17 protein-coding genes are annotated in these 20,257 nt (G+C 68.4%); 10 read left to right on the top strand and 7 right to left on the bottom strand.

Features of this window, described 5'->3' with window-relative positions:
- Positions 1–48 precede the first annotated feature (48 nt).
- Positions 49–324: a hypothetical protein gene (locus tag AB0I35_RS07940; protein WP_357395087.1), complete on the top strand. Its 276-nt coding sequence runs from the start codon at positions 49–51 to the stop codon at positions 322–324.
- Between the two features lie 7 nt (positions 325–331).
- Here AB0I35_RS07940 and mycP read toward each other — a convergent pair whose 3' ends face one another.
- Positions 332–1,669 carry a type VII secretion-associated serine protease mycosin gene (mycP, locus tag AB0I35_RS07935; RefSeq protein WP_357395086.1) on the bottom strand — a complete coding sequence of 446 codons (1,338 nt, stop codon included), beginning with the start codon at positions 1,667–1,669 and terminating at the stop codon, positions 332–334.
- A gap of 383 nt (positions 1,670–2,052) precedes the next feature.
- Between mycP and AB0I35_RS07930 the strand changes: the two genes are divergently transcribed.
- From AB0I35_RS07930 to AB0I35_RS07920, 3 genes are all read left to right on the top strand, one after another.
- Positions 2,053–3,714: an FAD-dependent oxidoreductase gene (locus AB0I35_RS07930; RefSeq protein WP_357395085.1), complete on the top strand. Its 1,662-nt coding sequence runs from the start codon at positions 2,053–2,055 to the stop codon at positions 3,712–3,714.
- A 68-nt stretch (positions 3,715–3,782) separates the two neighbouring features.
- Positions 3,783–5,018, top strand: a complete 1,236-nt coding sequence (locus AB0I35_RS07925; RefSeq protein WP_357395084.1) for a MurT ligase domain-containing protein — start codon at positions 3,783–3,785, stop codon at positions 5,016–5,018.
- Positions 5,019–5,088: 70 nt separating this feature from the next.
- Entirely contained in the window at positions 5,089–5,805 is a 717-nt protein-coding gene (locus tag AB0I35_RS07920) for a glutamine amidotransferase (RefSeq protein WP_357395083.1), read from the top strand.
- Between the two features lie 50 nt (positions 5,806–5,855).
- Here AB0I35_RS07920 and AB0I35_RS07915 read toward each other — a convergent pair whose 3' ends face one another.
- Both AB0I35_RS07915 and AB0I35_RS07910 read right to left on the bottom strand, forming a co-directional pair.
- Complete coding sequence (locus AB0I35_RS07915; RefSeq protein ID WP_357395082.1) at positions 5,856–6,719, bottom strand: transglutaminase family protein; 864 nt, start codon at positions 6,717–6,719, stop codon at positions 5,856–5,858.
- Positions 6,716–9,457: a circularly permuted type 2 ATP-grasp protein gene (locus AB0I35_RS07910; protein ID WP_357395081.1), complete on the bottom strand. Its 2,742-nt coding sequence runs from the start codon at positions 9,455–9,457 to the stop codon at positions 6,716–6,718. The genes AB0I35_RS07915 and AB0I35_RS07910 overlap by 4 nt, the downstream gene beginning before the upstream one ends.
- Before the next feature lie 150 nt (positions 9,458–9,607).
- On the opposite strand from AB0I35_RS07910, the gene AB0I35_RS07905 reads away from it, so the two are divergent.
- Positions 9,608–10,243 (top strand): hypothetical protein, encoded by a 636-nt coding sequence (locus AB0I35_RS07905; protein WP_357395079.1) that lies wholly within the window; start codon positions 9,608–9,610, stop codon positions 10,241–10,243.
- Here the strand turns inward: AB0I35_RS07905 and recR are convergent.
- Together recR and AB0I35_RS07895 are read right to left on the bottom strand one after the other, a co-directional pair.
- Positions 10,240–10,848: a recombination mediator RecR gene (gene recR / locus AB0I35_RS07900; protein WP_067640390.1), complete on the bottom strand. Its 609-nt coding sequence runs from the start codon at positions 10,846–10,848 to the stop codon at positions 10,240–10,242. The genes AB0I35_RS07905 and recR overlap by 4 nt on opposite strands.
- Entirely contained in the window at positions 10,848–11,189 is a 342-nt protein-coding gene (locus AB0I35_RS07895; RefSeq protein WP_067640418.1) for a YbaB/EbfC family nucleoid-associated protein, read from the bottom strand. The genes recR and AB0I35_RS07895 overlap by 1 nt, the downstream gene beginning before the upstream one ends.
- Positions 11,190–11,404: 215 nt before the next feature.
- On the opposite strand from AB0I35_RS07895, the gene AB0I35_RS07890 reads away from it, so the two are divergent.
- From AB0I35_RS07890 to AB0I35_RS07880, 3 genes are read left to right on the top strand one after another with little or no spacing between them, the layout of a single operon-like run.
- Complete coding sequence (locus AB0I35_RS07890; protein ID WP_357395078.1) at positions 11,405–11,953, top strand: hypothetical protein; 549 nt, start codon at positions 11,405–11,407, stop codon at positions 11,951–11,953.
- 41 nt (positions 11,954–11,994) lie between these two features.
- A complete protein-coding gene (locus AB0I35_RS07885; RefSeq protein ID WP_357395077.1) occupies positions 11,995–12,825 on the top strand; it encodes a MerR family transcriptional regulator in 831 nt (276 codons plus the stop codon).
- Entirely contained in the window at positions 12,822–13,172 is a 351-nt protein-coding gene (locus AB0I35_RS07880) for a VOC family protein (RefSeq protein ID WP_357395076.1), read from the top strand. The genes AB0I35_RS07885 and AB0I35_RS07880 overlap by 4 nt, the downstream gene beginning before the upstream one ends.
- 1 nt (position 13,173) lies before the next feature.
- On the opposite strand, the gene AB0I35_RS07875 is transcribed toward AB0I35_RS07880, so the two are convergent.
- Complete coding sequence (locus tag AB0I35_RS07875) at positions 13,174–13,608, bottom strand: SRPBCC family protein (RefSeq protein WP_357395075.1); 435 nt, start codon at positions 13,606–13,608, stop codon at positions 13,174–13,176.
- 214 nt (positions 13,609–13,822) lie between these two features.
- Between AB0I35_RS07875 and AB0I35_RS07870 the strand changes: the two genes are divergently transcribed.
- Together AB0I35_RS07870 and AB0I35_RS07865 are read left to right on the top strand one after the other, a co-directional pair.
- Entirely contained in the window at positions 13,823–15,256 is a 1,434-nt protein-coding gene (locus AB0I35_RS07870) for an FAD-binding oxidoreductase (protein ID WP_357395452.1), read from the top strand.
- The gene (locus tag AB0I35_RS07865) at positions 15,253–16,569 is read left to right on the top strand and encodes a class I SAM-dependent methyltransferase (protein ID WP_357395074.1); all 1,317 of its coding nucleotides are present in this window, start codon (positions 15,253–15,255) and stop codon (positions 16,567–16,569) included. Before AB0I35_RS07870 ends, AB0I35_RS07865 begins: the two co-directional genes overlap by 4 nt.
- A gap of 30 nt (positions 16,570–16,599) precedes the next feature.
- Here AB0I35_RS07865 and AB0I35_RS07860 read toward each other — a convergent pair whose 3' ends face one another.
- Entirely contained in the window at positions 16,600–20,148 is a 3,549-nt protein-coding gene (locus AB0I35_RS07860) for a protein kinase (protein WP_357395073.1), read from the bottom strand.
- Between the last annotated feature and the right edge of the window lie 109 nt (positions 20,149–20,257).

Genomic DNA, 20,257 nt, shown 5'->3' with positions numbered 1-20,257 from the left:
TCGCCCGTAGGCGGGGACGCCCGGGCTCACATCGGAGAGGGGAATCGAGTGAAGGTTGTTCGCACGTTCTTTTCGGCATTCGCCGTAGCAGCGGCAGGCTCGGGGTGGGTAGGTGGAATCGGGACCGCCCAAGCGCAGGCCGACAGCTTCACCGACCATGGTGCGTGTGTTGCAACGGCCGAACAGATGAACGCCGACAAGATCGCCCGCGAGCAGGAAGAATTGAGTACGCACGGGACGTACTACTCCTTCGAGTGCGTGGCGGACGGCACGGTCAACGGTGAGCCCAGGTGGCGAATCGAAACTCGCGAGAGCAGCACTTGATCCCGGGTCACTCCTTGCGCCCGCTGAGGGCGCGCACAATCGGGAACGACGCCAGATAGCCGAGGACGCACAGGACGAAGACCGCTGCCACGCCGATCAGTGCCACGTTTCGAGCGGTGTTGTCGGGGGCGGGCGGGTTCGGGGGAACGGCGAGCTGGACCTGGCGGCCCTCGGCGCTGGCCGGTTTCTTCACCAGCGGTGTAGTGGTGTCGACGTCGTGGGTGAGGGCCGCGACGGGGTCGATAGTGCCGAAGCCGCCGTAGGGGTTCCAGCCCTCGGGCGTGGAATGGGTGGTGGCTTGGAGGCGGTGGATGACCTGGGCGGCCGTGAGGTGCGGGAATCTGGCCCGCACCAGCGCCGCAACGCCCGCCACATAGGGCGCCGCGAAGGAGGTTCCCGCAATGTTCTGATCGGCGCCCTGATTGTTCACGGTGGCGTTGGCGAGCCCACCGTCGAGCGGGTTGAGTGAGACGATCTGCTCACCGGGCGCGGAGACACCTACCCACGGACCGGGAACTGTGAACGACGACGGTTGCCCATTGAGATCGACCGAGCCCACCGAAAGCACATATTCGTCGTACCACGCGGGAGTGACTGCCGTCGCGAGCGAATCCCACGGGTCGGCACCAGGTTTCAACGGGTTGATCCCGGAATTGCCGAGGCATTCCTTCCGGTCACTGTTGCCCGCCGAGGCTACGATGACGGCATCCTTCACTGTTGCGGCGTAGGCCACAGCGGCGCCGAGTTTGCGATCGTTCATGGTCGGCGAACCGCACGCGACCTCGGAAATATTGATGACGGTCGCGCCCATGTTCGCGGCATGCACCACTGCTTCCGCCAGGCTGGTCACATTGCCCACGCCGCCGCCGTTCGTCGGGTCGTTGGGGTCGACCTCTTTGCCCTTGGTTCGATAAGCACCCGAGGATTGCCGGATGGCGATGATCTGCGCTTCCGGTGCGACTCCGGAGAATCCGTCGGTGGAGGAGGGCTGTCCGGCGATGATGCCCGCGACGAAGGTGCCGTGCGCGTCGCAGTCCTCGGTGCCGTCGCTGCCCGAGACGTAGTCACCGCCGGGAATGAGGTTGGGCAGTCGGGGATGACGTGCGACGCCCGTGTCGATTACCGCGACGGTCTGACCGGCGCCGCGGCTGAACTGCCACGCGGGTTCGAGGCCGAGGAACTTCTGGGCAGGTGGGATGGCCGTCGACGAGCTGATCCGCGTGCTCGTGCACGGATTGGCCGCCTCTACCTCGGTGTACGGCTTGGGCGCGCCATCGCCCGGCAAGGCCGAGGCGTCGATGGCGGGCGGCCTGGCCGCGGCTGCGGTCGGCGTGCCGATGCTCACCGAACAGCCGACGATCCCCGCGACGAGAACAACCCGTGTGACTACGTTGTGCGCCCGCCGGCGCCCCCACCAATTCCCACGCACTGCGGCATTGTCGCACATCCGCCACCTGCCCGGTTCGCCGGTGAACGGGCGGACCCGATTGCCGAATCGCCGCCGCGACCGGCCGGTGGTCGCTAGCATGTGACCGGTCGGTTTCGAGCTCGGCGAACTGCGCACAGGTCGATATAGCCAGGTCTTCGCCGCGCTCTAGAGTGGTGGCAAATAGCAGGCAATACTCGAGCAAGGCAGCTGAACAGCGTATGGCGGAACAGCGGTGGTCCGTATCGCGCAGGAATTTTCTGCACGGCACGGTCGCAGCGGGGGTGGTAGCGGCGGGGGCCGTGACAGGAGTGCCCGCGAAGGCCGCTCCACCCGGACGCCGGGTCGCGGTGCTCGGCGGTGGTGTGGCCGGGTTGACGGCGGCGCACGAACTCGCCGAGCGCGGTTTCGAGGTGACGGTCTACGAGGCGCGCGCGCTCGGCGGCAAGGCGCGCAGCATCGCTGTTCCAGGCACCGGGCGCGACGGCCGCCCCGACCTGCCCGGTGAGCACGGTTTCCGTTTCTTCCCCGGTTTCTACCGGAACCTGCCCGACACGATGCGCCGAATCCCGGTGCGCGGCAATGCCGATGGGGTGTGGAACAACCTGATCGCCGTGCCCGAGGCGCGGTTCTCCCGGCGCGGCGGCGACGACATCTCGCTCGCCCTGCCCGGCACGGGCCTGCCCGTGACCACCGCCGACGCGGTCCGCGAAACGCTCACCGCGACGATCACCACCACCTCGCGAATGCCCGCCGACGAGGCCGCGTATTTCGCCAACCGGCTGCTGGTGTTCAACAGCAGCTGCCAGGCCCGCCGATTCGGGCAGTGGGAACACACCTCGTGGCGTGATTTCGTGCAGGGGCACACGCGCTCGCACGAGTTCCGCGCCATCGTGGCCCGCACGCTCACCAGCATCATGGTGGCCGCCAAGGAAGACCTGGCCAGCACGAGAACCATCGGCAGCATGGGTGAGCAGTTCCTCGGCAACCCGCTGGGCATCGGCAACGACGGCGGGCTCGACCGGGTGCTCAACAACGCGACCAATACCGCCTGGATCGACCCGTGGGTGGCCCATCTGCGCGGGCTGGGTGTGCGTTTCGAGCTGAACGCGCGAGTGGAGGAGCTCGTCGTGCGCGATCGGCGCATCGCCGCCGCGCGGGTGGGCGGGGTCGGCCAGGTCGACGCCGATTACTTCGTGGTCGCGATGCCCGTCGAACACGCGCGGACCCTGTGGTCGGCCGACGTGCTGAAGCTGGCGCCGCACTACGCGGCGATGGACCGGCTGCACGTCGACTGGATGAACGGCATACAGATCTATTTCCGGGCGCCGCTGCGTATCTCACGTGGTCACGCGGCGTACGTGGATTCGCCGTGGTCGCTCACCTCGATCAGCCAGAACCAGTTGTGGACGCGCAAGCTGCCTACCTTCGGCGACGGTTCGGTGGCCGATTGCCTGTCGGTCGACATCTCCGATTGGCACACCCCCGGCATCCTCTACGGCAAACCGGCCACCGATTGCACGCACGAGGAGATCTTCCGCGAGGTGTGGGCGCAGTTGAGCGAGCATCTCAACGATCGCGAACAGCTGTTGCGTCCCGCCGAGGTGCATTCGTGGTTCCTCGATCCGGGAATCTCCTGGCAGGGCGGCCGCAATGCCAATGCCGACCCGCTGCTCATCAACACCGCCGGTTCCTGGGACCACCGCCCCGAACCGCACGGCCCCATCGAAAACCTCTTCCTCGCGGGCGATTACGTGCGCACCGATGTGGACCTGGCGACGATGGAGGGCGCCAACGAGTCGGCCCGCGCCGCCGTGAACGCCCTGCTCGACGTGGCCGGTTCGGCGGCGCCGCGCTGCGAGGTGTTCCACCTGCGCCGCACGCCCGGCCTCGAACCGCTACGCGTGATCGACGCCGACCGCTATGCCAAGGGCCTGCCCAACCTGTTCGACGTACCACTGTGAACCCGGCTGGACACAGCTCACACCGCTCCCGGAAGTCAGCCGTAACACCGCGCACATAGACTCGCGTCGTGGCAGACATCTCGGTGCGTGGGCGCCTGGCCTTGCGAGCGGCGGCGGCAGCGTCGTGGGCTTCGCAGAAGGCGGGCCGCGGCAAGGGTTCGATGATCGGCGGCCTGATCGCGCTGAAAATCGATCCGACGATCATGACTCAGCTGGGTCGCGACCGCCGGACGGTGCTCATCACCGGCACCAACGGCAAATCGACGACAACCAGGATGACCACGGCCGCGCTCGGCAGCCTCGGTCAGGTCGCCACCCAGGCCGACGGCGCCAATATGGACGCGGGCATCGTCGCGGCGCTCAGCCTGCACCCCGGGGTGGCGCTGGCCGCGATCGAGGTCGACGAGCTGCACCTGCCGCACGTGTGTGACGCGCTCGACCCGGCCGCCGTCGTGCTGCTGAATCTCAGCCGCGACCAGCTGGACCGAGTCGGCGAGATCAACATGATCGAACGCAAACTGCGCGCCGGGCTGCAACGTCATCCCGATGCCGTGGTGATCGCCAACTGCGACGACGTGCTCGTCGCGTCGATCGCCTACGACCATCCCAATGTGGTGTGGGTCGCCGCGGGCAGCGGCTGGGCCGTCGACGCGACCAGTTGCCCGCGCAGCGGTGAACCGATCGTCTGGGAGGGTGAGAACTGGCGCTCGACCGGCGCCGATTTCCATCGCCCGCAACCGGATTGGTGGCTCGAAGGCGAGGACCTGTGTGGTCCCGACGGGTTCCGCGCACCCCTGCACCTGGCCCTGCCCGGCCGGGCCAATCGCGGGAACGCGGCGCAGGCCGTCGCCGCGGCGGTGGCGCTCGGCGCCGACGCGACCAAGGCCACCGATGCCACCGCAACGGTGCGTGAGATCGCGGGCCGCTACCGCACCGTCACCGTCGGCGAACACGACGCGCGGCTGCTGCTCGCCAAGAACCCGGCGGGCTGGCAGGAGGCGCTGTCGATGATCGAGCCGTCCTCGGCCGGGCTGGTGATCGCCGTGAACGGGCAGGTGCCCGACGGCGAGGATCTGTCGTGGTTGTGGGATGTGCGGTTCGAGCACTTCGAAGGGGTGCAGGTGGTCGCCTCCGGTGAGCGGGCCACCGACCTGGCCGTTCGCCTGACCTATGCCGGTGTGGAGCACACGCTGGTGCCCGATCCGGTGCGCGCCATCGCGTCGTGCCCCGCCGGGCATGTCGAGGTGCTGGCCAACTACACCGCGTTCCGCGATCTGAATCGTGATCTGGAGGCCAGGGCATGATCGGTCAGCGCCCGGAGGAGGCAGCTTGCGTAACCACGGAGGGCGCCCGAGCATGCCGAGAGGAAACAGCATGAGCGAGTCCACTGTGCGTATCGGGCTGGTGCTGCCCGATGTGATGGGTACCTACGGCGACGGCGGCAACGCGCTCGTGCTGCGTCAGCGGTTGCGGATGCGCGGGTACGACGCCGAGATCGTCGAGATCACCCTCGCCGACCCGGTTCCCGATTCGTTCGACATCTACACCCTCGGCGGTGCGGAGGATTCCGCCCAGCGCCTGGCGACCCGCCACTTGCAGCGCTACCCCGGTTTGCAGCAGGCAGCCGCCAAAGGCGCTCCTGTGCTTGCCATCTGCGCCGCCATCCAGGTGCTCGGCAACTGGTACGAGACGTCGGCAGGCGAAAAGGTCGACGGGGTGAGCCTTTTCGATGTCACCACTTCGCCCCAGGACATTCGCGCCATCGGTGAGGTGACGACCACGCCCCTGCTCGAAGGTCTCTCCGCTCCGCTCACCGGATTCGAAAACCATCGCGGCGGAACAACTCTCGGCCCCGACGCGAAACCCCTCGCCCGCGTCACCCGTGGAGTCGGCAACGGTGTCGGCGACGGCACCGAGGGCGTCGTCCAGGGCTCGGTCCTCGGTACCTACCTGCACGGCCCCGCCCTGGCCCGCAACCCCGAACTCGCCGACTACCTCATCGCGCGAGCCCTCGGCATCTCCCCCACCGACCTCGCCCCCCTCGACCTCCCGGTGGTCGACCGCCTCCGCCGCGAACGCCTCCGCGCCTGAGTCAGCACCGCAGTGCGGGCACCTCGTACCGCTGGCCCCCGCGGCTACCGTCAGCCGACCGGGGCGACGTCTACGGAGACGTCGATGGTCGAGGTGGCGGCTTCGGTGTAGATGATTCCGCGGAGGGGGGCTACGTCTTGGTAGTCGCGGCCCCAGGCGAGGGTGGTGTAGCGGTCGTCGGGGAGTTGGTTGTTGGTGGGGTCGAAGGGGAGCCAGGTGGTGGGGGTGGGGAGCCAGACGGCGGCCCAGGCGTGGGTGGCGTCGGCGCCGATCATGCGTTCGCGGCCGGGGGGTGGCTCGGTGGCCAGGTAGCCGGAAACGTAGCGGGCGGCCAGGCCGTGGGAGCGTAGGCAGGCGGCGGCGAGGCGGGCGAAGTCCTGGCACACACCTTCGCGGGCGGTGAAGACGTCGGCGACGCTGGTGCTCACCGTTGTCGATCCGGTGCGGTAGTGGAAGTCGTGGTGGATGCGGGAGTTGAGCTCGGTGACCGCCTCCAGGAGTGGGCGGCCCGGGGTGAAGCTCTGCGCGGCATAGGCTTTGACGTCTGGCGTTATCTCGGACGGGGTCAGGTCGAGGGTGAATTCGACGGCGAGGGGTCCGGTGCTCGCGGTCGGACGGGCCTGTTCCCAGGGGAGATCGGCGTCCGGTGGTGGGGGTTGGTCGACTTCGACGAGCGATTCGGCCGTCACCACGAGCTGGCGATGTTCCTGTGTCACATGGAAATACGTGGTCGCGTTGCCGTAGACGTCGGGGCCGGCCGAGCGGTCGGACGGGCCGGGGTCGATGCGGATGTCGTGGGCGAGCAAGCGTTGGCCGGGGAACTCGCGTGGCGTGAGGTAGGCGCGTCCATAGGAGCTGCTCACCTCGTCGGAGTAGGCGTAGGTGGTGCGATGCAGCACGCGGTAGGTGCTCATCCGACAGCCCTCGTGGTGCCCCACAATGGCAGGAATCCCTGCGGGGCAGCGAGTTTGGTCGTCTCGAAGGATTCGGACAGCTTGCGCAAACGCAGGTGCACCCCTTCCAGGAGTTCCACGAGCTCGGTGCGTACACCGTCGTCGGCGTGCTCGAGGTCGGCCGGATCGACCCGCCGCACCATGCGTTGCGCGTCGGCGAGCAGCCGTTGTGAACGAGACGTCCCTGAACCGCCCGGCAGCGCCTGGAACCCGGCTTCGAGCCGGTCGAGTTGGTACACCAGCGAGCGGGGGTTGGCCGCGTCGAACAGCAGCAGTCCCGCCAGCGCGGCGATCTGTGGTGCGCCGCGGTGCCTGCGCCGGTACATCACCGCCGACTCCGTGGCGGCGAGCACCGCGTCGAACAACACCTGCTCCGTTTCCGACGAATGTTCCCGCGCGAGAGTCGATTCGAGCAGCGACACCAGCCCGAGACCACGCTCGATCCGCTTGCCGATCTCCATCACCTGCCAACCGGTGTCGCGCACCAGGGATTCCGCACCGATACCGGACAGTGCGAGCAGACCCGCGAGCGTCGACGAATGCACCGCCGACATCGCGGTCTCGCCCTCCGCGCCGCAGAACTCGGCCAGCGCCCGTTCCATGGCACCGAGGATCATCCAGGTATCCCCCGAAACCTGATCGCGCACAGCCCGTGCCGCCGCCCCGTAGTGCTCGATCGCATACGCCAACGATCCCGTCGACTGCCGGTCCCCGGTCAATGCCGCCAGATACCGAAACCCCTCCATCGACGCGCCGACTACGCGCTCACCCGCATCCGGCAAGCGCACGGCGACTTCATCGGCAGCTACCCCAGCCTCCGAGTTCCCACCGGCCGCCGCCTCCCGCGAGTCCGCACCATCGGCGGATGCCTCAGCCGATCGCTCGGCGGACCCGTCTACCTCCGCGAGCACGGGGTGGTCGGTGCCGGTCGTCGCCGCCAATGCCCGGAGCAGAACCGGCAGTGCCGCACCGCCTTCCAACCACGGACGGTAGCGGTAGTCCTGGTAGACATCGTGGGTGGCGGCGAGCAGCCGGACCACCGATTCGGCTCGTTCGCCGTAGCGGCCCATCCAGAACAGGTCGTTGAGGACGCGCGGGGAACTCACCGCCTCCACCACCGACGCGGCGCGGCCGGTGCGGTCCTCGTGCGGCAGATCGGCGGCGGCGGGCGCGGCGGCAGGGGCCGCCCGGACCCAGACGTCCTTGGCCGCCACCTTGATCGCCACATGCCCCGGTTCGCGCCGCAACCACTGTTGGCCGAGTCCACCGGCCATCGCGGTGTACCCGCCGCGCCGCGCCAGCGAGAACAACCGCATCCCCACCGGGGCGGGCGCCAGCCCCGAGCGCTCCTCCACCGACGGCGCGACGGAGAATTCGGCGGGTTCCTGACCCACCCACCGCCACGTCTCGGCCTCGATCCGCGCCGCGAGTTCCGCGCGTTCGGCGGCGGCGAGATTCGGCCCGAAGATGGTCGTCCCGTCGACGGCCGAACGGATCACCAGTTCACCGACATGTGAAACCAGGTGGGCGCGTTCGGTTTCCACCTCACCCCAGTACGACTGCACCCCGTCTAGCAGCAACTCCTCACCGAGTACCATCCGCGCGATCCGTGGCAGGCACACGCTCAGCGCGGGTGATTCGAGCAGTCCGCTGCCGAGGGTGTTGACCACCGTCACCGCTCCGCGCCGCAACACCTCGACCAGCCCGACCACCCCGAGCCGCGAATCGGGTCGCAGATCGAGCGGATCGGCGAGCTCCGCGTCGACGCGCCGCAACACCACATCCACCCGTTCGAGGCTGCCGAGCGACCGCATCCACAGCGCACCGTCGCGCACGACCAGGTCAGCGCTCTCCACCAGTGGGAAACCGAGTGTCTGCGCGAGGTATGCCTGGTCGAAGGCGGTTTCGGACCGCACGCCCGGACTCAGCACGACCACGACGGGTTCCGCGCCGTCGACCGTTTCGGGGGCTGCCTCGGCCAGCATCGAACGCATCGCCCGCGCGAACGGACCAAGCGGTCGTGGCCCGGCGTGTTCGAACGACTCCGGAATCGCCGAGGCGACGACGCGGCGGTCGGCCAGCGCGTACCCGGCGCCCGACGGCGCCTGCGCCCAGTCGGCGAGCACCCGGAAGTCCCCGTCACCGAATCGGCTGATGTCACAACCGTGCAGGAACAACTGATGGGTGCCGGGAACAGTGATGCCGTGCGCGGCCCGCACGTAACCGGCACTGCCGAACACCACCTCCGGCGGCAGTACACCGGAGGTGAGCAACCTGCGCGGGCCGTACACATCGGTGAGCACCTCGTCGAGCACCCGGGAGCGCTGGACGAGTCCCGCTTCCAGCCGGGTCCAGTCTTCGGCGGAGACCAGCAGCGGGATGGGGTCGAGCCGCCACGGTCGAGCACTACCGTCGGGGTGGGTGTAGGTGACGCCGTCGTCCTCGATCTGCCTGCGCACCCGGTGGTCGATGTCGGCCAGGCCCGCCACCCCGCGCTCGGCGAACGCCGCCGACAGTTCGGCCCACATGGGGCGAACCCGGTCCTGGCCGTCGACCAGCTCGTCGTAATAGCCGTCGGTCCGGGCGCCGCCTTCGTCGAACGGCGCGTCGGCCCGGCTCGCGGCCCGATACCGTGCGAACTGCTCGGCCACCTGCGCCCGCACGCCCGGCACCGGACGCACCTCGTCGAGCTCGGTCACAGGCCCTCCGTATCGTCCGGCGGTCGGCACCACTCACGTCGGCCCCGATTCTCCCCCGCCCCGGCTCGTACGGAGTGCTCTCGCCCTCGGTGAGTTCGGCTGTCCACAGGCGGCGGCCGACCCACCGAACCGCAACGTAGGGTTGACCAGGTGAGCTACGACCACATCCTTCTGCCGTCGGGCGCGGCCTCCTCCCTCGACGAGATCGACGCCTACCTGACCGCGCAGGAAGGTCTGCCCGAGACCGACGCCATCGCCGAGATCGCGGCCGAACTCAACGCCCGCGACAGCGCGCTGCCCGAAGAGGACGGTTTCCTCAGCAGTCCCGTCAGCGGCCCGACCGGCGACACCCTGTTCGTGCCGTCGCCGTACGACGCGATCGGCTTCGTCCGCAATCTGCTTTTCGACCTGGCCACTCCGCGCGGCTACGCCGTCTACGACCCGCAGCTGTCGTGGCTGATCGACCCCGCCGGGCACATCCCGATCGCCGTCACGCACGGCGGTGCGGGCGAATTCCCTTACCTCACCGAGGAATTGGCGCAGCGCTGGGTAGCGGGCCTGGCCGCGCCGAACCCGTACCTGATCGTCGAACGCGGCGAACAGAACTACATCCAGACCTACCGCGACCCCGACGGCACCTACACCCTCGAATACCGCGACGGCTCGGCCGACCGGCACTTCGGGACGAAACTCGGCGACGCCGCCGAGGTCGCCCGCATCATCTGGGACTGGACCAACGGCAAACCCGTCGCCGACGAAGCCGCCTGGACCCGGGTCGAGCTCTAGAGCGCCCGTCGACCCGACAGCGCGCGACCGAGCGTCAGCTCGTCGGCGAACTCCAGGTCACCACCCATCGGCAGACCCGACGCCAGCCGGGTCACGGTGAGTCCGGGGAAATCGCGCAGCATGCGCACCAGATAGGTGGCGGTCGCCTCGCCCTCGGTGTTCGGGTCGGTCGCGATGATCACCTCGCTCACGTCGACACCGTCGTCCTGATTGCCGATGCGGGTCAACAGCTCCCGGATCCGCAACTGGTCGGGCCCGACACCGCTGAGCGGATCGAGCGCACCACCGAGCACGTGGTAGCGACCACGGAACTCGCGGGTGCGCTCGATCGCCTGCACATCCTTGGGTTCCTCGACCACACAGATCATGGTGCGGTCGCGGCGAGGGTCGGCGCAGATCCGGCACAGCTCACCGTCGGCGACGGTGCCGCACGACACGCAGAACTGCACGCCGTCGCGCACCTTCTGCAGCACGGCCTGCAACCGGTCGATCTCCGGCGGCTCCACCTGCAGCAGATGAAAAGCGATGCGCTGCGCGCTTTTCGGACCGACGCCGGGCAGCTTGCCCAGCTCGTCGATCAGATCCTGTACCGGCCCCTCATACATCAGAAATCAGGCAGTCCGGGCATCGAACCGCCGAGGCCCTGCGACAGCGGGCCGAGCCGTTCGGCGGCCAGCTGCTGCGCGTTGGCCATCGCGTCGTTGATCGCGCCGATCACCAGATCCTGCAGACCGTCGACATCGGACGGGTCGACGACCTTGGGGTCGATGGTGAGGGCGGTGATCTCGCCGCTCACCTTGATGGTCGCCTGCACGAGACCGCCACCGGCCTGGCCCTGCACCTCCGATTCGGCGAGCTCGGCCTGAGCCTGCATCACGGCCTGCTGCATCTGCTGGGCCTGGGCAAGCAGCGCTTGCATGTCGAACTGACCATCACCGGGTTGCACAGAGGGCTCCTGTGTTGTCGGCGGCTGACGCCGCGGGTTTTCGGCTCCGTGAGCCGCGGCCGAGAACCGTGGGGGTTCATCGGGTGGGGGCTCGGGCCTTGTCCGTGTACCAGCCTAGTCGGGGTGCCCGGGTGGTGATGTCTGGCCTTCGGCGTTGCGTACGGCCTACGATCGAATCAGTTCGGGCTACGGGTCAGCCAACCCTAGGAGATCGGATGACTGCCATGAGTGCTCGTCTGGTGACCGCATCGGCTCTGTGCGCAAGCCTGCTCGTTCTCACCCCGGTCGGCGCCGCCGCCGACCCACCGACAGCCGTCGCCGATTACGGCGCCGGTTGTGTGCTCGACCCCGGCAATCGTGCCGCGACCATCGACTCGCTGCGGTTCCGCTGCAGCGTCGGCCAGCAGGACCAGATCTACCGCGACGCGAGCGCGGGCGCGGTGCCGATGGGTGTCACGAACGGCTGGGTGGTTCGTCCGGAACGGCTGGACGGTATCGCGCAGTCGATATGGATCGGCAAGGTGTTCCGGACGGGCCCCGACGGCGGCACGCTGACGAACCGGGTCACCGGGGCCGGACTCGAGGCCTTCCCGGCCGATGTCTACCGGGCGCCCTCGATCCTCGACGCCGCCCCAGCGTGGGCCTTGAACTACCCCACGCCTGTGTACGACGAGATCAGAGAGGTGACACCGGGCGTCTGGCTCGGCTATTCGTGGTGGCGCGGTGGTGGCCTGATGGCGGCGTTCGTGCTGACTCCTGCCTGATCGTTGACCTTCCCGCTACTGGAGGGTGTTGGCTTGTCTGCATGACAGCCACCGTGACGATCGGCGAGTTCGCCCGCCTCACGCTTCTGAGCGTCAAGACGCTGCGCTATTACCACGAGATCGAACTGCTCGAGCCGGTCGCGGTGGCGGCCGGTTCCGGGTACCGGCGCTACTCCGTGGACCAGGTCGAGCAGGCACACCTCATCCGCAGGCTGCGCGATCTGGCCATGCCGCTGCCACGCATCCGCGAGGTACTCGCGGCCCCCGACCCCGCCACGCGTGACGCCACCCTGCGCGAACACCTGAACGCGATGGAAGCCGAACTGCAGCGCACCCGGGACGTGGTCACCTCGTTGCGCGCGCTGCTCACCGTGCCCGCGCCGATGCTGCGGGTGGAATACCGGATCGAGCCGGCGTGCACCGCACTCACCCGCACCGATCGGGTCGCCCGCGACGCCATCGGCGAATGGTGCGGCCTCGCCTTCGACCAGCTGTTCCAGACGGTGTCCACCGCGGGCGTGACACCGGGCGGAATCGCGGGCGCCACCTACTCGACCGAATTCTTCACCGACGAGTCGGGCGAGGTGAGCGCCTACCTGCCACTTCCCGCGGGCACGAAACTCCTCCCGCCACCCGGCCTCGAACTCACCGACATGCCTGCCCGCCGCTACGCCGTGGCCGTGCACACCGGCGCGTTCGACGACTTCGACCGCACCTACGGTGCCCTCGGCAGCTATGTCGCCGAACACGACGAAGCTTTGGCCGACGAACCGATCCGCGAGCGCTACCTCGTGGGACCGCAGCACACCGACAACCCGGCCGAATACCGCACCGAAGTGTGCTGGCCCATCACCGAAGGAGAAACCCGATGACTCTCGCCATCGCCAATGTCGTCGTCGACTGCCACAACGCGGCCGCTCTCGCCGAGTTCTACGCCCAACTGCTCGACGTGCCCGTGGAACCGGCGGCCTCGCCGTTCTTCGCCGAGATCGGCCGGTCGACCGGCATGTCGCCGGTGCTGATGTTCATCCAGGTGCCCGACCGGACTCCGGGTAAGAACGCCGTGCACCTGGACTTCCACTCGACGCAGTGGGCCGATGCCCTCGAACGCGCGATCAGTCTCGGCGGCAAGCACATCGGCGACTTCGACCAGTACGGCGTGCAGTGGGTGACCGTTGCCGATCCCGAGGGCAACCTCTTCGACATCGGCAAATACTGACTCAGGCCAGTTCGCGCTTCAGGTTCTCCAGCAGCTCGGCCTGGATCTTCTTCAGGCCGAGCGGCGCGAAGATGCCCTCGAAGATGCCCGCGATACCGCCCGCGCCCTTCCAGGTGGTGCGCACGGTGACGCGTGAGCCGGCGCCCTCGGGTGTGACGGTCCAGGTGTTGACCATGGTGGAGTTGGCGTCGCGCTCGGTGAGGATCGAATCGGCGACCGTCACGCTCGCGCGCACATTGCGCACCCGCTTCTCGGTGGCCTGCAGGGTCCACTCCACCACGGTGCCCGCGCCCTTACCGCCCTCGATCACCTTGTAGTCGCGGTAGTGCGAGGAGAGGATGCGTGGACGAAGCGTCTCGTAGTCACCGATCGCCTCGAGGGTGCGCTGCGGATCCGCCGCTACGACGATCGAACTGCTGGCACTGACCTGACCCACCGTTGACTCCTGTGTTTTTGGAGCGCTGGCGCGCTCGAGTTCGCGGCCCCACCGGTCCCGACGATGGGCGGGGCTGGGTTACATCTTGCCTTGCGCCCCACTGCGTTGCCCTATCAGGTCGTCCAGGAAGAAACAGCTGAGTGACATTTCACCGTGGCGTGCATCTATCTGGTAGCCGGGCGGGCGGGCGCGTACTAGCGTCGACACAGTGGCAGTGAGTCTTTTGGGTAGGGCCGGCCACGAACCGGCCGCACGCGAGTCTGGATACGCCGCGCACCGCGCGGGTGTGGAGCGACTGCTGGCAAGCTATCGCGCCATCCCACCGGGTGCCGTCGTCCGGTTGGCGAAGAAGACATCGAACCTTTTCCGTGCCAGGGCGGCGACGACCGCGCCCGGGCTCGACGTGTCGGGGCTGGGGCAGGTGATCGCCGTCGACCCGCAGGCCCGAACCGCCGACGTGGCGGGCATGACCACCTACGAGGACCTGGTGGCGGCCACCCTCCCCTACGGGCTCGCCCCGCTGGTGGTTCCGCAGCTCAAGACCATCACCCTCGGTGGCGCCGTCACCGGGCTCGGCATCGAGTCGACCTCGTTCCGCAACGGTCTTCCGCACGAATCCGTGCTGGAAATGGACATCCTGACCGGGTCGGGCGAGATCCTCACCGCGACGCCGACCGGCGAGCATGCCGACCTCTTCCACGGTTTCCCCAACTCCTACGGCACCCTCGGCTACTCCGTTCGCCTGAAAATCGAGCTCGAAGCTGTCAAGCCCTATGTCGCGCTGCGGCACGTGCGGTTCCACGACCTGCGCACGCTGGAAACCGAGCTGGAACGCATCGTCACCGAGCGCTCCTACCAGGGCGAACAGGTCGACTACCTGGACGGCGTCGTGTTCAGCGCCACCGAGAGCTACCTGACCCTCGGCAGGCAGACCGACGAACCCGGCCCGGTCAGCGACTACACCGGCATGGACATCTACTACCGCTCCCTGCAGCACGACGACGGCGTGAAGACCGACCGGCTCACCATCGCCGACTACCTGTGGCGCTGGGACACCGACTGGTTCTGGTGCTCGCGCGCCTTCGGCACCCAGAACCCGAAGATCCGCCGGTTCTGGCCGAAATCGCTGCGCCGCAGCAGCTTCTACTGGAAGCTCGTCGCGCTCGACCGCAGGTACCACTTCGACGACCGGCGCCGGGCCCGCAAGGGCCTCGCGCCGCAGGAGCGGGTGGTGCAGGACATCGAGGTGCCCGTGGAGCGCACCGCCGACTTCGCCGAGTGGTTCCTGCGCGAGATCCCGATCGAACCGATATGGCTGTGCCCCTTGCGCTTGCGCGAGACCGGCGCCGCCGACGGCAGCCGACCGTGGCCGCTGTACCCCCTCGAACCGCGCCACACCTACGTCAACTTCGGTTTCTGGTCGGCGGTACCCACCGTGCCCGGGCAGCCGGAGGGGGCGGCCAACCGCGCCATCGAGAAGATCGTCTCCGAATTCGACGGACACAAGTCCCTGTACTCGGACTCCTATTACGACGAGGCAGAATTCGCGAAGCTCTACGGCGGCCAGACCTATACCGCATTGAAGAACCGTTACGACCCGGACCAACGACTGCTGAATCTGTATTCGAAGGCGGTGCAACGCAAGTGACGACATTCAAGGACCGATCCGAGATCCTCGCCGAGCTGGGGACCCGGCTCAGCATCGCGGAGGTGTTCGAGAGCCTCATCGACGGTGACATCCCCGTCCGGCTGACGGCCTACGACGGCAGCGCCACCGGGCCCGCCGATTCGCCCTACACCCTCGACATCAAGAACCCGCGCGGCATCAACTACCTGGCCACGGCCCCCGGCGACCTCGGCATGGCCCGCGCCTACATCGCAGGCGACATGGTGGCGCAGGGGGTCCACCCCGGTGACCCGTACGACATCTTGAAGGCCATGCAGGACATGAAGTTCCATCGTCCGTCGGCCCTGTCGTTGGTGACCATCGCCCGCTCGCTGGGCTGGGAGCGGCTCAAGCCGATCGCCCCGCCGCCGCAGGAAACCCTGCCCCGCTGGCGCCGCATCGCCCTGGAAGGCTTACGCCACTCCAAGACTCGCGACGCCGAGGCGATCCACCACCACTACGACGTCTCCAACAAGTTCTACGAATACGTGCTCGGCCCGTCGATGACCTACACCTGCGCGGTGTACGGCGACCGGGACTGGACGCTCGAGCAGGCCCAGGAGAACAAGTACCGGCTGATCTTCGACAAGCTGCGCCTGAAGGAAGGCGACCGGCTGCTCGACATCGGCTGCGGCTGGGGCGGGATGGTCCGCTACGCCGCCAAGCGTGGCGTGCGCGTCATCGGCGCGACGCTCTCGGCCGAACAGGCGGCGTGGGCGCAGCAGAAGATCGTCGAGGAAGGTCTCACCGATCTCGCCGAAGTCCGCCACAGCGACTACCGCGACATCGTCGAGGGCGAGTTCGACGCCGTCTCCTCGATCGGTCTCACCGAGCACATCGGGGTGCACAACTACCCCTTCTACTTCGGTTTCATCAAGGACAAACTCCGCGACGGCGGCCTGTTCCTCAACCACTGCATCACCCGCCCCGACAACACCCGAACCACCAAGGCGGGCGACTTCATCGACCGCTACGTCTTCCCCGACGGCGAACTCATCGGCTCCGGCCGCATCATCTCCGAAATCCAGAACCTCGGCCTCGAGGTCCTGCACGAGGAGAACTTGCGCGAGCACTACGCCCTCACGCTGCACGAATGGTGCAAGAACCTGGTCGCCAACTGGGACGCCTGCGTCGACGAGGTAGGCGAGGGCACAGCGAAGGTCTGGGGCCTCTACATGGCAGGCTGCCGCCTCGGCTTCCAGCGCAACGTCGTCCAACTCCACCACGTCCTCGGCGTGAAACTGAGCAAGAACGGAACCTGGGACGTGCCGTTGCGGCCCTGGTGGCAGCCCTAGTGCGGTGACCGGCCCGGGTGAGCGGGCCGGTCAGGTGAGCAGTTCGTCGAGGAAATGGCCGGGCATCCCGTCCAGGATCGGATGCTGCTGGGTGTCGTGAGCCTGGGTGCGCAGGACGTGTAGGAGGCCGACCACGCCGGGGCCCGCGTCGAGCAGTGGGCGGGTCCAGCCGAGGTCGGCGCAGGTGCGCAGGATCGGCAGGACCAGGTTGGTCGCCTCGCCGATCCAGCCTGCTGCCGCGAGGCATTCGGCGAGTAGCAGGGTGGCGTCCAGTTCCGCGCGGGGGCGGGATTGTTCGAGGACACGCGCATACAGCACGCGGGCGTGGCGGGCGGCGCGGTCGTCGGCGCGCAGGCGTTGTTCGGTGAGCAGGGTGCGGATTTCGGCCACCTGCCTCGCCTCGGTGATGAGGGCGGCGGCGCCCGTTTTGCGGCGCCCGCCGTTGCCCGACGGGTCGACGACGATCCCGTTGGCGCCGTTGCCCGGTGGCAGCCCGAGGCGCGAGCGTTCCGCACGCACATGGGCGTCGAGGCGGGCCAGGCTGTTGGCCGCGGCCACGCGCGCGCCCTCCTCGAGCCGGGCCGCGGCGGTGTACTGGTCGCCTAGAGCGGCTTTCACGCGTGCTCCGATGACGAAGGTCGCGACCAGAAAGTCGACCGGGCCCACGCGGGTGAGCAGCTGGTGGCTCTCGTCGAGCAGTCGGTCGGCCATGGCCAGGTCACCGCGCCGGTAGGTCACCTCACCCAACATGGCCGCCGCCACGCGCGCGGCGTCCGACCGCGGCCCGGCCCTGGTGCGCGCCGTCTCGTAGGCTTCCTCGAGACAGGCGGTGGCCGTGGCGATATCGAGTTGTTCGTAGGCCGCGGCGGCGCGGGCGCAGAGCCCGAAGACCGGGCCGAGCGGGTCTTTGGACCGAGCGTGATATTCGGCCGCCCAGTCCTGGGTGGCGGTGGCTTCGGCGAAATCGAACTCGCACAGGCGCACGAACGACATCAGGTTGGCCGCCGTCGAGACGATCCAGTCCGGCAGGCCGTCCGGGGCTTCCAAGCAGGTGGCGAGCTGATCGGCCACGCCGTCGGTGTCATCGTGGGCCACCCGGTCGGCGGCCTCGAGAACCATTGCCGCACAACGCTGTTCTGCCAGCTCGGGACCACCGGTGGCGCCTCGGGCCAGCAGGTTCGACAGCCTGCCGAGGGCGGTGCGAGCAGTGCCCGATTGCTGAAGGTTCATATTGGCGCGCGCCACCGCCATCAACAGTTTCGATCGCGAACTCACCTGCTGCATGGGCAGTTTCGACACGCTGCCGAGCAGCGTCGCGAGCCGCGACCCGTCGATGAGATCCATGCCGCCGCTTTCCAGCAGGTCGGCGGCCAGTTTGAGATCGGTCGCGGCGAGCGCGTGATCCACCGACTTGCGCAGCGATTGATGCTCCGCGTACCAGCGAGCGGCCTTGCGGTGCAGCGCTTTCGAGCGCCCCGGGTGATCGCGTTCGAGACGAGCGCGCAGATGTTCGGCGAACAGCGGCTGCATGCGATACCACTCCGGGTCGTGCGGAAGCCGATGCAGGAACAGCTCGCGCTGCTCGGCCTGCTCCAGCAGGGCGGCACCGTCGGGCACGTCGGCGAGCAGAGTGGCCAGCGAACCGTTCACCCGTTCCACCACCGAGATCGCCATCAGAAATTCCAGCAGGTCCGGTTCCAGCGTGTCGAGCACGTTCTCGGCCAGATACTCCCGCATCCCGTGCCCGCCTTCGGCGAGCTGCACCAGCAGCTGACCGGGATCGGCGGTGCCGCGCAGCGTCAGACTCACCAGCTGGATGGCGGCGGGCCACCCATCGGTCGCGGCGTGAATCTGCTCGACCTGTTCGTCGGTGAGCGCGAACCCATTGCGCTCCACCAGGATCTGGCGGGTTTCCGACTCGGTGAGCCGCAACGCCGCCGCGTCGAGTTCGACCAGTTCGTCGCGCACCCGCAGCCTGCTGATCGGCAATCCGGCTTGGTCGCGGCTGGTCACGACGAAACGCACATGGTGGCAACCGTTGTCGAGCAGCGCCGCCATCGCCCGGTGCACGCCGGGGTCCTGCACGCGGTGCCAGTCGTCGACGATGACGACCACCGGCCGGTCACTGGCATGGATCTCGTCGATCAGCGTGGCGATCACGAACGCCACCGCATCGGACGGGCGTTCCTCCAGCACCTGCTCGAGCCCGGCGCCGACATCGGGACGCACCCGCCGGATCGCCTGGATCAGGTGCGCGAGGAACCAGATCTCACTGTCGTCGTCGGAGTCGATACCGAGCCAGGCCACCGGAATATCGCGGGCGGCGAGGTCGGCGCGCCACTGGGTGGCGACGGTGCTCTTGCCGAAGCCGGCGGGCGCATGGATCAGCGCGAGCCTGCGCAGACCACCCGAGCGCAAGGTGTCGAGCAGTCGTGGGCGAGGGAACGGCTCGCGCGCCGGGGTCGGCGGGCGGAACTTGGTCGCGGCGGTGGGTGGCAGGGTGCCGCTGGTCGGCTTGTGCACCGGCACCGACGCGCCCGCCGGCTGCAGGGTGAGCGGCCAGCTGCGGCGCGCGGTGACCGCTTTGAGGGCTTCCGGTGGTGGCTCGGCGAGCTCGTCGCCGGTGACGAGCAGCGCCATCTCGTCGGGCATCTGACCGTGGGCGCGCTGCACGTCGCGCAGGAGTTCACCGAATTCGTAGGCCGAGGCCGGGCGATCGGCCGGGTCCTGGGACATGGCCTTTTCGATGGCTGCGGCCACATCGGCGGGGAAATCCTTGGCACGCAGGTCGGGGACGGCCTGCGTGGTGATGCGCAGGAACTGGGCGACGACCTTCTCCCCCGCCTGCCGTTCGAACGCGGCATGGCCGGTGAGCAGCGCGAACAGGGTGGCGCCGAGCCCATAGATATCGGACTGCACGGTCGGTTCATGGCCTTTGAGTACCTCGGGGGCCGTGAACGCGGGCGAACCGGTGATGAGGCTGCTCGAAGTCTGGAACCCGCCGGGAATGCGGGCGATACCGAAATCGGTGAGCTGCGGTTCGCCGTAGCCGCTGATGAGGACGTTGGCCGGCTTCACATCGCGATGCAGGATGCCCGCCCGGTGCGCCGACTCGATCGCCGCTGCCAGCTTCACTCCGGCGCGCAGGGTGTCTTCCCAGGTGAGCGGGCCCCGGTCGTGGATGAGACGTTCCAGCGAGCCGCGCGGACAGTACGGCATCACGATCAGCGGTAGGCCGGTGCCCGTGACGTCGACCTGCAGGATATCGACGATATTCGGGTGGCCCGACAGCCGTCCCATGGCCTGTTCCTCGCGCAGGAACCGCTCGCGGCTCTCCTGATCGATCTCCGAGGACAGCACCTTCACCGCGACGACGCGATCCAGCGCGGGCTGCACCGCCCGGTACACCACGCCGAACCCGCCGCGCCCGATCTCGGTGGCGTCGGTCAACCCCATCGCGTCGAGCTCGGCGACCACGGCCTCGTCGGTCTCACCGGGCGCGGTGGTCCGTTGCGTGTCGGTCCCGACCGGCGACGATCCGGGTCGCCCATCCTGGATGCGCGTCGGCTCCGGTTCCATGTGACCACCTCTCGATTCGAAATGGCGTCACCGGTCTTACATATCCAAGCTAGCGCGATCCGGCATCCAACGGGTGGAGATTCGATGCAGTGGCGGCAACGGATGGCCA

Origin of the sequence: Nocardia sp. NPDC050378 (assembly GCF_040655675.1) — a bacterium.
In the GTDB taxonomy this organism is placed as follows: domain Bacteria; phylum Actinomycetota; class Actinomycetes; order Mycobacteriales; family Mycobacteriaceae; genus Nocardia; species Nocardia coubleae.
This window is presented reverse-complemented; position numbering and strand designations above follow the sequence as displayed.